The organism is Nonomuraea sp. NPDC001684 (assembly GCF_053596515.1).
In genome coordinates this window covers 1-12,355 of sequence record NZ_JBSFGJ010000282.1, presented here as the reverse complement: position 1 = coordinate 12,355, position 12,355 = coordinate 1, and the positions used below count along the sequence as shown (strand labels likewise).

Below are 12,355 nucleotides of genomic sequence, written 5' to 3'. Positions count from 1 at the left end.
CGGGCTGCCAGGCGCTCACCGTGGCGGCGCTCGCGCTGCTGGTCAACTACTACTTCGGCTTCTACGCCTCCTGGGCCGACCTGCTCGGCGCCGACACCGGCGCCGCCCAGATCACCGTCGCCGGGGCCGCGGCCGGGCTGCGGGTGCTGGACAGCCGGGCGGTGCCGGGCGGGCGGATCGAGGAGGTCGTCCTGCCGGGCGCGACCACGCGGCTGAGCGAGGAGGCGTACGTGTTCCTGCCCTCGGCCTACTTCAAGGACCCCCGGCGCAGGTTCCCCGCGATCCTCGCCCTGACCGGCTACCCCGGCGACCCGCGCAACCTCATGACCCGCCTCGACCTGCCCGGACGGCTGGCCCACGCCATCGCCCTGCACCAGGTCGAGCCGGCCGTCCTGGTCATGATGCGGCCGAGCGTGGTGCTGCCGCGCGACACCGAGTGCGTGGACGTGCCGGGCGGCCCGCAGGCGCTGACGTACTTCGCCACCGACGTCCGGCAGGCCGTGACCGCGCACTACCGGGCGGCGGCCGGCCGCGACTCCTGGGGCGTGCTCGGCGGCTCGACCGGCGGCTACTGCGCGCTGAAGCTGGCGATGAGCCGCCCCGACGCGTTCTCCGCCGCCGTCTCCCTGTCGGGCTACTACAAGACGATCGTGGACGGCACCACCGGCGACCTGTTCCACGGCGACAAGGCGCTCGCCGACCGCAACGACCTGATGTGGCGCCTGGCCCGGCTGCCCGCGCCACCCGTGGCCGTGCTCGTCACCAGCAGCAGGAAGGGCGAGGCCGACTACCTGCCGACCGAGCGCTTCCTGAACGCCGTCAAAGCGCCCATGCGGGCCTCGTCGCTGATCCTGCCCAGCGGCGGCCACAACTTCAACACCTGGAACCGGGAGCTGCCGCAGGCGCTGCCGTGGCTGGTCCAGCAGCTCGCGGTGCCCGCCGCGGCCCCCTGATCGAGGGACCGGATCGGGGCGGGGTGGTTCGTCCGCGCGCCCACGGGGGAGTAGATCTCTCCGTGACCGACGTGTACGCCACCGCCGCAGACCTCGACCTCGCTCCGGCCGGGTTCGTCCGGGCCATCGAGGAGCTGCCGCTGGTCGACCACCACGTCCACGGCGTGGTGCCGCGCGACCTGTCGCGCACCGCGTTCGAGGAGCTGATCACCGAGTCCGACCGGCCGGTGCCGGAGTGGATGACGCAGTTCGACTCCCAGACGGGGTACGCCATCCTGCGCCACTGCGCGCCCGTCCTCGGCCTCGAACCGCACTGCACGCCGGAGGAGTACCTGGCCAGGAGGGCCCGGCTGGGCGCCGGCGAGGTGAACCGGCTGCTGCTGGGCGCCACGAACGTGGCCCACTACCTGGTCGAGACCGGCTACCGGGGCGAGGAGCTGGTGGGCCCGTCCGGCATGGCCGAGCTCACCGGCGCGCCCGCCGACGAGGTGGTGCGGCTGGAGACGGTGGCCGAGCAGGTCGCGGCCGGCGGCTGCGACGCGTCCTCCTTCGCCGACGCGTTCGCGCGGGAGCTGTGGGAGCGCACCGGCGGCGCGCGCGGGCTCAAGAGCGTCGCCGCCTACCGCCACGGCCTCGACCTCGACCCCGAGCCGCCGAGCCGGGCCGAGGTCGCCGAGGCGGCCGGGCGCTGGCTCCGGTCCGGCGGCGGTAAGCTGACGGAGCCGGTGCTGCTGCGGCACGTGATCTGGGCCGGGATCGAGCGAGGGTTGCCGATCCAGTTCCACACCGGCCTCGGCGATCCCGACCTCGACCTGCGCCGGGCCGATCCGCTGCTGCTGCGCGGCCTCGTCGAGCGCGCGGAGCCGACCGGGGTGCCGCTGGTGCTGCTGCACTGCTACCCCTTCCAGCGGCACGCGGGGTTCCTCGCGCAGGCCTATCCCAACGTCTACTTCGACGTGGGGCTCGGCGTGACCTACACCGGGGCCCGCAGCGTGGCGCTGGTGGCCGAGAGCCTGGAGCTGGCGCCGTTCGCCAAGATCATGTTCTCGTCCGACGGATGGGGACCGGCTGAGCTGCACCACCTCGGCGCGGTGTTGTGGCGGCGGGCGATGGCGCGGGTGCTCGGCCGGCTCGTGGTGGACGGCGAGTGGTCGGCCGGGCAGGCGATGCGGGTGGCGGCGATGGTCGGGGCGGACAACGCGCGACGCGTCTACGGACTGGGAACACGGGAGGAGAGCACGGGGTGAACGACTTCGGGGGCCGTACGATCAACAGGCCCGTCGACGGAGCCGTCATCGGGACCGGCGGCGTGGAGAGCGCCGCCTACGCGGCGCTGCGGGAGGGCCTGCTGCGGGAGCTGCCCGCGGCGCAGGCGCTGCGCCGCCAGCTGCACGCGGAGCCCTGCCTGTCCGGGCAGGAGGGCCCGACGCGGGACCGGCTGCTCGGCGCGCTGCCCGCCGGGGAGGTCGAGCACGTCGCAGGCACGGGCGCGGTCCTGCGCATCGGCGGTCCCGGCCCGGCGGTCGGCGTACGCGGCGAGCTCGACGCCCTGCCGCTGACCGAGCGCACCGGCGTCGAGTGGGCCGCCCCCGAGGGCGCGATGCACGCCTGCGGCCACGACGTGCACATGGCGGCCGTGGTCGCCCTGGCCAGGACCCTCGACCGGCTCGGCGCCGATCCGCCCCTGCTGGTCGTGCTGCAACCGCGAGAGGAGGGCTTCCCCTCCGGCGCCTCCGACGTCGTGGGGTCGGGCGCGCTGCACCGCCACAAGGTCGGCGCCATGATCGGCGCGCACGTGCAACCCCTGCTGGCGGAGGGCACGGTCGCCTCCGTGCCGGGGGCGGTCAACGCCTCCTCCGACGAGTTCAGGGTGGTCGTCAGGGGAGCGGAGGGCCACGCCGCCTACCCCCACCTCACCAGGGACCCGGTGGTGGCCATGGCGCAGGTCATCGTCACCGCCCAGCAGGTCGTCAGCCGGGTCGCCGACCCGATGACGCCCACCGTGGTCACCTTCGGCACGGTCAACGCCGGCACCGCGCCCAACGCCGTCCCGGGCGAGGCCGTGGCCAGGGGGACCCTCCGGGCGATGTCCGAGAACTGGCGCCAGGAGCTGCACGAACGTTTCACCCAGGTGGTCGAGGACGTCGCCAGGGCGTGCGGCTGCGTGGCCGAGGTGACGATCCTGCCGGGCGAGCCGGTGCTGGTCAACGACACCGGGCTGGCCGTGCGCGCCGGCGGGCTGCTGCGCGGCCACGGCTGGGCCGTGGACGGCGGGCTGCGCTCGTGCGGGGCCGACGACTTCTCCCACTACGCCTCGGTGGCGCCGTCGCTCATGATGTTCGTCGGCGTGGACACCTCCGCCGGCCTGCACACCCCCGAGTTCCTGCCCGGCGACGCGGCCGTGGGCGCGGTGGCCGAGAGCCTGCTGGCCGGCTACCTCGCGGCCGCCTCCGCGCTGCCCGGCCCGGCCGGCGCGAACGGGATCCTGTTCTCCAGGAACGCCTGAGACCGGGCCCTGCCGGCGCCATTCCTCCAACAACCATGGCAGGGAAGTCCAAGCACCCCAGACGGGGCACCGCTGACGGAACCACCATCAACCCCTACTGTCGGAAGGGATGGATCTCGAAACCTTCGCCCCCGGTTCGGGCCGTCTCGAACCCCGCGCGGCACTCCGCTCCGACGCCCCCGCCCTCCACCTCGGCGGCCTGTGGCGCTTCCGCCTCTCACCCGTGGCCGACGTGCCCGACGACTTCGCCAGGCCCGGCTTCGACGACTCCGCCTGGGACGAGCTGCCAGTGCCGGCCCACTGGCCCCTGCACGGCCACGGCGCCCCCGCCTACACCAACGTCTCCTACCCCTTCCCCGTGGACCCGCCGCACGTCCCGGACGAGAACCCGACCGGCGACTACCGGCGCGCCTTCGACCTGCCGGACGGCTGGCGCGGCGGCAGGCTTCGCTTCGAAGGCGTCGACTCCTTCGCCAGGGTCTGGCTGAACGGCCACGAGCTGGGCTTCTCCACCGGCAGCAGGCTGCCCGTCGAGTTCGACGCCGGGCCGTGGCTGCGTCCAGGACGCAACGTGCTGGCCGTGCGCGTGCACCAGTGGTCGGCCGCCAGCTACCTGGAGGACCAGGACATGTGGTGGCTGCCCGGCATCTTCCGGGACGTCACCCTCACCCGGTCGGCCGCCGACGTGTTCGTGCACGCCGCCCACGACGGCCGGCTGTCCTTCGAGGCCGCCGAGGGCCTGCTGAGCATCCCCGAGCTCGGCGTGCGCGACCTGGCGCCCGGCGTCGAGATCACCGTCGAGGCCGAGCCGTGGACCGCCGAGACGCCCCGCCTGTACGAGGCCGTCCTCACCACCCCGCACGAGACCGTACGGCTGCGCGTCGGCTTCCGCACCGTCTCCGTCGAGGACGGCGTGCTCCTGGCCAACGGCCGCCCGCTGCTGCTCAAGGGCGTCAACCGGCACGAGTTCCATCCGGACCACGGCCGCGCGGTCCCGTACGAGACCATGCGCGAGGACGTGCTGCTCATGAAGCGGCACAACGTCAACGCCGTCAGGACCAGCCACTACCCGCCGCACCCCGCCTTCCTGGACCTGTGCGACGAGCTGGGCCTGTGGGTCGTCGACGAATGCGACCTGGAGACGCACGGCTTCGGCCAGGTCGGCTGGCGGCGCAACCCCACTGACGACCCGCGCTGGGCCGACGCCCTGCTCGACCGCATGCGCCGCATGGTCGAACGGGACAAGAACCACCCCAGCGTCATCATGTGGTCGCTCGGCAACGAGGCGGGCGTCGGCCGCAACCTCGCCGTCATGGCCGACTGGACGCGCGAGCGCGACCCGTCCAGGCCGCTGCACTACGAGGGCGACTGGTCGTGCGCCCACACCGACGTCTACTCGCGCATGTACGCCACCCACGCCGAGGTCGAGGCCATCGGCCGCGGCGAGGAGGACCCGCTCGACGACCCCGCCCTGGACGCGCGGCGGCGCGCGATGCCGTTCCTGCAGTGCGAGTACGCCCACGCGATGGGCAACGGGCCCGGTGGCCTGGCCGAGTACCAGGAGCTGTTCGAACGGTTCCCGAGGCTGGCCGGCGGGTTCGTGTGGGAGTGGATCGACCACGGCCTGACCGATCCCCGCCACGAGTACGCCTACGGCGGCGACTACGGCGAATCCGTCCATGACGGAAATTTCGTCATCGACGGCCTGGTGTTCCCCGACCGCACGCCCTCACCCGGCCTGCTGGACCTGAAGAAGGTCTTCGAGCCGGTGCGGTTCGAGTTCGGCGACGGCGTCGTGCGGGTGGTCAACCGGCACGACTTCCGCGACCTGGCCCACCTCGCCTTCGAGGCCGTCGTCGAGGACGACGGGCTCGAAGCCGCGCGGTTCCCGCTGGCGGTGCCGCCGTCCGGCGGCGAGGTGAAGCTGCCCGCCCTGCCTCCGCCGCCGGACGGCGCCGGGGAACGTTGGCTCACCGTCCGCGCCACCCTGACCGGCGACCAGCCGTGGGCCGCCGCGGGCCACGAGCTCGCCTGGTCCCAGACCCGCCTGCCGAGCCCCGCCCTTCCCGCCGCCGCCGGTGCGGGAGTCCGGCCGCAGACCTCCGGCGGGCGGCTGCGGCTGGGCGGCGGCGAGTTCGACCCGCGCACCGGCCGCCTGCTGCGCCTGTTCGGCCTGGACGTCGAAGGGCCGCGGCTCGACCTGTACCGCGCGCCCACCGACAACGACCGCTACGGCGGGCTGGACCGGAAGTGGCGGCAGCTCGGGCTGCATCGCCTCACCCACCGCGTGGCCGGGATCGAGACGGGCGACGGCATCACCGTCCGCACCAGGGTCGCTCCCGCCGCCACCGACCTCGGCATGCGCGTCACCTGGGCGTGGACCGCCACGTCCGGCTCGCTCGACCTGTCCGTGGACGTCGAGCCGGAGGGCGAGTGGCCCGCGCCGATCCCACGGCTGGGCCTGCACCTGCTGCTGCCCGGCGAGCTCGGCCACGTCACCTGGTTCGGCCGGGGGCCGGGGGAGGCGTACCCGGACACCGGGATGGCCGCCCGCGTCGGCCGCTGGCACGCCACGATCGACGACCTCCAGACGCCGTACGTCCACCCCCAGGAGAACGGGCACCGGGCCGACGTGCGCTGGGCCCAGTTCGGCGGGACCGGGACGGGCGGCTTCAGGGTCCACGGCGACCCGATGTTCGGCCTGACCGCCCGCCGGTGGAGCACCGCCGAGCTGACGGCCGCCCGGCACCGCCCCGACCTGGTGCCCGGCGACCACGTCCACCTCCACCTGGACCTCGCCCACCAGGGCATCGGCACCGCCACCTGCGGCCCCGGCGCCCTGCCCCGCTACGACCTGCACGCCGCCCCGGCCGCCCTGCGCCTGCGCTTCACCCGGTCCTGACCCCGCAGGGCACCGGCCGGGGTCCCGCGACCCCGGCCGGGCCGCCCTCCAGGACGGGCGCCCTACAGCGGGATCCACTCCGTGGCGGTCGTGACCTCCTCCAGGACGGACGGGATCGGCTCGACGCCGAGCCCCGGCCCTGTCGGGACCTCCAGATGGCCGTCCACCAGCTCGAACGGCTCGGTCACGTCGGTCGCGAAGTAGCGGCGCGACCCCGAGGTGTCGCCCGGCAGCGTGAACCCGGGCAGCGCCGCGAGCGCCACGTTGGCGGCCCGGCCGAGACCGGTCTCCAGCATGCCGCCGCACCACACCGCGATGCCGTTGGCCCGGCACAGATCGTGGATGCGCCGCGCCTCCAGGTAGCCGCCGATGCGGCCCGGCTTGATGTTGATGATCGAGCACGAGCCGAGCGCGATGGCGGCCGCCGCGTGCTCGGCCGACTCGATGGACTCGTCCAGGCAGATCGGGGTGCGCAACTGGCGGGCCAGCCGGGCGTGCTGGACGAGGTCGTCGTTGGCCAGCGGCTGCTCGATCAGCAGCAGGTCGAACGCGTCGAGCCGGGCCAGCCGGCGGGCGTCGGCCAGCGAGTACGCCGCGTTCGCGTCCACCTGGAGCAGCAGGTCGTCGCCGAAGCGCTCGCGCACCGCGCGCACCGGCTCGACGTCCCAGCCGGGCTCGATCTTCAGCTTGATGCGGACGTACCCCTCCTCGACGAAGCCCGCCACGGCGTCGAGGAGCTGCGGGATCGAGTCCATGATGCCCACCGACACCCCGCACGGCACCCGGTCGCGGGCCGCGCCCAGGAAATGGCCGAACGACTCGCCGGAGGCCCGCAGCTGCGCGTCCAAAACGGCGGTCTCCAGCGCCGCCTTGGCCATGCGGTGGCCCTTGATCGGTTCGAGCGCGCGGCCGACGCCGTACGCGTCCAGGGTCGCCGGCAGGGAGGGCAGCAGGAACCGGCGGATCACCTCGGCGGCGCCGTCGACGTACTCGCTGGAGTAGAGCGGCTCGGACATGGCCACGCACTCGCCCCACCCCTCGGCGTCGGGGGTCACCACCCTGACCAGCAGGACGTCCCGGGCGGTCTCGGTGCCGAACGACGTGCGGAACGGCGCCACCAACGGCATCGCGATCCGGCGCAGCTCTACTCCTGTGATCTTCACACTCTCTCCAACTCGGTCGGCGCGCAGGTGCTCCCTGGCGACCGTACGACATGCGGCGACACCAGGGTTCGTGCCGGGCCACCAAAGGCCGGCGGTTCTTCGTCGCCGAGCCCCACAGCCCCGGGACGGCCTCAGACGACGATGCCGGGGGTGCGCGCGATCCGGATCCGGCACGGCGTGTCCTCGCTGAGCCGCACCGCCTCCAGCGGCACCGTCACCTCCGGCGTGCGGTACCGGCCGCCGGAGAACGCCGCCGCCAGGCGGGCCAGAACGGACTCGGCCGGCATCTGCCCGTCGATGGAGCTGGTGCCGTCGCGCCCGATCTCCGCCACGCACGCGCCCGGCTGCGTGGCCAGCGCCAGACCGGCGACCGTCGCCCCCGCCAGGGCGGACACGTCGCGCCTGGTCCAGCCGTAGTGCCACATGCCGGCCGCCACCACGGGCGCGGCCGGGCAGGCGGGCTCGGTGATCACCACGTCGAGCCCCTGGAGCAGCGCGGCGGCGATCTGTTCGGCGCCCCTGAGCGCCCCGGACCCGATTCGCAGGCCGGGCAGCTCGGGCAGCGGGCCGCCGAGCGTGTAGATCAGCTTGATGCCGGTGGTGAAGGGGCCAGGACCGCTGTCGTGCCAGCCACAGGCCACGACGCCGACCGACGGGGCGGCGCCCAGCGTGCCGATCCGCAGCATAAGGAAATGACTACCCTCTGCGGCCCCCGATCACACACCGTCATCCCCCCGGGCGGCGGATCCGGGCTGGTCAGCGCATGCTCCGGGCGTCGAGGGCGCGCAGCACCCGGGAGACCACCTGGGGGTCGGCCCGCGGGTCGCGGCGGGCGTCCAGCACGGCCTGCCGGGCGGCCGACATCATCTCCTCCTGCACCCGCCGCACCAGCCGGGCCCGCCGCGCCCGCTGCTCGAACGCCTCGCGCCGCTCGTCGTCGGCGGCCTCGGGGCTGATCCGCAGCCCGAGGTCCATCATGCGCCGGCCCAGCAGCTCGACCACCTCCTCGGGCAGGTCCTCGGCCTCGTCGATCTCCCGCAGCCGCCGCTTGGCCGCGTGGGCGGCCCGGATCGCCAGGCGCTTCTCCAGGTCGCGCTCGGCCGCCGTGTCGGCCTTGACGCCGAGCCGCGCCACCAGCCACGGCAGCGTCAGACCCTGCACCACCAGCGTCACCAGGATGACCGCGAACGCGATGAACACGATCACCGGCCGCTGCGGGAACGGCCGCCCGTCGTGGATCCGCAGCGGGATGGCCAGCGCCAGCGCCACGGACGCCACGCCACGCATGCCCGCCCACCACATGACGACGGTCTCGCGCCAGCTCATCGGCACCTCGGTGTCCTCGCGCCGGCCCTTCTTGGCCAGCCACGCGGCCGGCAGCAGCCACAGCAGCCGCACGACCACGACGACGCCCACCACGGCGGCGCTCCACCACAGCACCTCGCCGAACCGCCCGTGGACCGTGCCGAACACCGCGTGCAGCTCCAGCCCGATCAGCCCGAACGCGATCCCGGTCACCAGCGTGTCCACCACCTGCCAGAACGTGGAGGAGGCGAACCTGCCGAACACGTCGTCGGCGTCCCACATGCGGTCGCTGAGGTAGAAGGCGGTGGTGAGCACGGCCAGCACACCGGACCCGCGCAGCTCGTCGGCCACCGCGTAGCTCACGAACGGCACCACCAGCGACAGGCCCACCTGCAGCGTCGCGTCGCCCAGCAGCGCCATCAGCTTCCCGGCCGCCCAGCCCAGCGCGAACCCCGCCGCCACGGCCACCACGGCCGACAACACGAACTCGCCCAGCGCCCCCGGCCAGGAGAACACGCCGGTGACGACCGCCGCGACCGCCACGTGGTAGAGCACGATCGCGGTCACGTCGTTGAACAGGCCCTCGCCCTCCAGCAGCGACACCATGCGCCGCGGCAGGCCCAGCCGCCCGGCCACCGCCGTGGCCGCCACCGGGTCGGGCGGCGCGACCAGCGCGCCCAGCGCCACCGCCGCCGCCAGCGGCAGGCCGGGGACGAGCGCGTGCGCCGTGGCCGCCACGGCCGCCGTCGTCACGAACACCAGCGCCACCGCGAGCAGGAAGATCGGCTGCCAGTTCGCCGCGAACTGCCGCCAGGACGTACGCCGCGCCGCCGCGTACAACAACGGCGGCAGCAGCAGCGGCAGCACGATGGCCGGCGGGATGTCCACGTTCGGCACGAACGGCAGCACCGCCAGCAGGATGCCCAGCAGCGTCATCAGCACCGGCGCGGGCAGCCCCAGCCGCTCACCCAGCGGAACCGTGACCAGCGCGCCCAGCAGCACCAGCATGAGCAGCACGAACTGGTCCACGACGCCCCCCGGTGATCGTCGTCACCCAGCGTAAGCGCAGGCCGCCTCAGCGGTCGAGGACGTGCAGGGTGTGCGGCCGCGTGCCCAGCGGCACCGGCTCGGCGGCCGTGCAGGCCACCACGTCGGCCACCCGGGCGCCGAACAGGTCGGGCACGTAGATGGCCGGCTCCAGGCAGACCGTCATCCCGGGGGCGAACACCGTGTCCTCGCCGGCCCGCGGTCCCTCGTCGTGGCCGAGGCCCACGCCGCGGCCCACGTGCGGGGCGGCGAAGCGGCCGTACCCGCTGGCGTCGATGACCTCGTGCACCGTTCTGGCCAGCTCCGCGAACGGCACGGACGGCCGCAGTGCCGCCAGCGCCGCGCGGTGGGCGGCCAGCACCACCGAGTACATCGCCTCATAATCCTCCGGCGGCTCGGCGACGGCGAACACCCGGCCCGCCTCGGCGCAGTAGCCGTCCCAGCGGCCGCACACCGACACCAGCAGCGCGTCGCCCGGGTTGATCACGCGCCCGCCGGGCACGTGCTCGGGCCGCGCGGTGTGCTCGCCCGCCGACACGCGCAGCGAGATCACCTCCTCGCAGCCCGACTCCACGGCCAGCAGCCGCAGCCGGCGCGCCATCGCCCGCTCGGTCGCGCCGAACCAGGCCAGCTCGGCCGCCTGCGCCAGCACCGCCTCCGCCGCCGCGACCGCCCGGCCGAGCGCCGTCAGCTCGGCCGGGTCCTTGCGCAGCCGCAACGGCGCCAGCACCGCGGAGGCGGGCACCAGCTCGGCGGCGATCGCCAGCCGGAACAGCTCGCTCGCCCGCATCTCCGGGTCCACCCCGACCCGGCGCGCGGAGGCGGGCACCAGGCCCGCCGGGTCGCGGGTCTCGACGATCGCGTCGGCCGTCACCACGAGGAACACGCCCGGCCCGACGCCGCCGTCCGGCGCGGCGCCCTCCGGCAGGACGGCCTCAGGCAGGACGCCCTCAGGGAAGGCGCCTTCGGGGAGCGGGCCTTCGGGGGAGGCGCTCAGGAACCGGAAGTCGGGCGAGGGCCGCAACACCAGCACGTCAATGCCCTCCTGGGCCATCGCCCGCCGCACGGCCGCCACCCGCGCGGCGTGCCGCCGGCTCACGCCGGCTCGTGCAGCCAGCAGGCGACCGGCCCGAAGTCCGGCTCCTTCTCGCGGCACACCTCCATCACCAGCGGGCAACGCGGGTTGAACCGGCACCCGCCCGGCGGGTTCGCCGGATCGGGCACGTCACCGGCCAGCTCGGCGGGCAGCACGCCCATGCCGTCCGGCTTGGGGATGGCCCCCAGCAACGCCCTGGTGTACGGATGTTTCGGGTCGTCCCACACCTCGGCCGTCTCGCCCACCTCGACGATCTTGCCGAGGTACATGACGGCGATCCGGTCGGCGATCAGCCGCACCACCGACAGGTCGTGGCTGATGAACAGCAGCCCGGCCCCGGAGTCCACCGCGAGGTCGCGCATCAGCCGGGCCACCTGGGCCTGGGCGGAGGCGTCCAGCGCGGAGATCGGCTCGTCGCCGATGAGCAGCCGCGGCCGGGCCGCCAGCGCCCTGGCGATCGCGATGCGCTGCCGCTGGCCGCCGGAGAACTCGTGGGGGTGCCGTCCGGCGAACTCGCGCGGCAGGCCCACCCGCTCCAGCAGGTCGGCCGGGTCGGTACGGGTGTCGTCCGCGGTGCGCAGGCCGTCGGCGATCTGGTCGCCCACCCGGCGCCGCGGGTTCAGCGACGCGTACGGGTCCTGGAACACCATCTGGATGCCCGTGAGCTTCCTGCGCCGCAGGCCGAGCGGCGTGACCTGCTGCCCCTCGAACGCGATCGACCCGTGGGTGACCGGGTTCAGCCCGCAGACCGCCCGCGCCAGGGTGGACTTGCCGCACCCCGACTCGCCGACCAGGCCCACGACCTCGCCCGCCCGTACCGTCAGGCTGGCCCCCGCCACCGCCCGCACCACCGGACGCCCGGGGGAGCGGTGCTCGACGACCAGGTCCTCGATGTCCAGCATCAGCCCTCCACATCCGGAGCAGGATCAGGCACAGAATCAGGTAGGGACTCCAGCAGCGCGCGGGTGTAGGGGTGCTCGGGGTCGCGCAGCACCCGTCCGCGCGGCCCGGTCTCCACGACCAGGCCGTCCTTCATCACGCTCACCTCGTCCGCGACCGCCGACATGACGCCCAGGTCGTGCGTGACCAGCAGCACGGCCAGGCCCAGCTCGTCGCAGAGCCCGCGCAGCAGCCGCAGCACGCCCGCCTGCACGGTCACGTCCAGCGCGGTGGTCGGCTCGTCGGCGATCAGCACCTTGGGCGAGCAGGCCAGGGCGACGGCGATCGCGATGCGCTGGCGCATGCCGCCGGAGAACTGGTGCGGGAAGCGCCCGTACGCCTCCTCGGCGCCCGGGATGCGTACCTTGCCCAGCAGCTCGACCGCCCGCGCCTTCGCCTCGGCCTTGCCCAGGCCCAGGTGGTGGCGCATGTGCTCGGTGAGCT

At 74.4% G+C, this 12,355-nt stretch carries 10 protein-coding genes; 4 read left to right on the top strand and 6 right to left on the bottom strand.

The features are described 5' to 3' along the window. The 4 genes from ACWCSD_RS35230 to ACWCSD_RS35215 form a co-directional block, all read left to right on the top strand. The coding region (locus ACWCSD_RS35230) for an alpha/beta hydrolase (protein WP_449921460.1) at positions 1–953 on the top strand (953 nt) is incomplete at its 5' end. A 62-nt stretch (positions 954–1,015) separates the two neighbouring features. Further along, positions 1,016–2,200 (top strand): amidohydrolase family protein, encoded by a 1,185-nt coding sequence (locus tag ACWCSD_RS35225; RefSeq protein WP_449921458.1) that lies wholly within the window; start codon positions 1,016–1,018, stop codon positions 2,198–2,200. Next, positions 2,197–3,459 carry a M20 metallopeptidase family protein gene (locus ACWCSD_RS35220; protein ID WP_449921455.1) on the top strand — a complete coding sequence of 421 codons (1,263 nt, stop codon included), beginning with the start codon at positions 2,197–2,199 and terminating at the stop codon, positions 3,457–3,459. Before ACWCSD_RS35225 ends, ACWCSD_RS35220 begins: the two co-directional genes overlap by 4 nt. Positions 3,460–3,568: 109 nt before the next feature. Continuing rightward, on the top strand, positions 3,569–6,361 hold the full coding sequence (locus ACWCSD_RS35215) for a glycoside hydrolase family 2 TIM barrel-domain containing protein (RefSeq protein ID WP_449921453.1): 2,793 nt from the start codon (positions 3,569–3,571) through the stop codon (positions 6,359–6,361). A gap of 62 nt (positions 6,362–6,423) precedes the next feature. On the opposite strand, the gene menC is transcribed toward ACWCSD_RS35215, so the two are convergent. From menC to ACWCSD_RS35185, 6 genes are all read right to left on the bottom strand, one after another. After that, on the bottom strand, positions 6,424–7,524 hold the full coding sequence (menC, locus tag ACWCSD_RS35210; protein WP_387669390.1) for an o-succinylbenzoate synthase: 1,101 nt from the start codon (positions 7,522–7,524) through the stop codon (positions 6,424–6,426). A 131-nt stretch (positions 7,525–7,655) separates the two neighbouring features. Continuing rightward, positions 7,656–8,210, bottom strand: a complete 555-nt coding sequence (locus tag ACWCSD_RS35205; protein ID WP_449921450.1) for an acyclic terpene utilization AtuA family protein — start codon at positions 8,208–8,210, stop codon at positions 7,656–7,658. A 70-nt stretch (positions 8,211–8,280) separates the two neighbouring features. Continuing rightward, positions 8,281–9,858, bottom strand: a complete 1,578-nt coding sequence (locus tag ACWCSD_RS35200; protein WP_449921448.1) for a Na+/H+ antiporter — start codon at positions 9,856–9,858, stop codon at positions 8,281–8,283. A 46-nt stretch (positions 9,859–9,904) separates the two neighbouring features. Continuing rightward, entirely contained in the window at positions 9,905–10,975 is a 1,071-nt protein-coding gene (locus ACWCSD_RS35195; RefSeq protein WP_449921445.1) for a M24 family metallopeptidase, read from the bottom strand. Continuing rightward, entirely contained in the window at positions 10,972–11,874 is a 903-nt protein-coding gene (locus tag ACWCSD_RS35190) for an ABC transporter ATP-binding protein (protein WP_397156405.1), read from the bottom strand. The genes ACWCSD_RS35195 and ACWCSD_RS35190 overlap by 4 nt, the downstream gene beginning before the upstream one ends. Beyond that, positions 11,874–12,355 (bottom strand): ATP-binding cassette domain-containing protein (locus tag ACWCSD_RS35185; protein WP_449921442.1); only part of this gene is annotated, 482 nt, incomplete at its 5' end. The genes ACWCSD_RS35190 and ACWCSD_RS35185, both read right to left, overlap by 1 nt.

Coding starts and splice junctions, on each gene's coding strand:
- ACWCSD_RS35215 (WP_449921453.1), top strand. CDS start 3,569: ATGGATCTCGAAACCTTCGCCCCCGGTTCGGGCCGTCTCGAACCCCGC.
- ACWCSD_RS35205 (WP_449921450.1), bottom strand. CDS start 8,210: ATGCTGCGGATCGGCACGCTGGGCGCCGCCCCGTCGGTCGGCGTCGTG.
- ACWCSD_RS35190 (WP_397156405.1), bottom strand. CDS start 11,874: ATGCTGGACATCGAGGACCTGGTCGTCGAGCACCGCTCCCCCGGGCGT.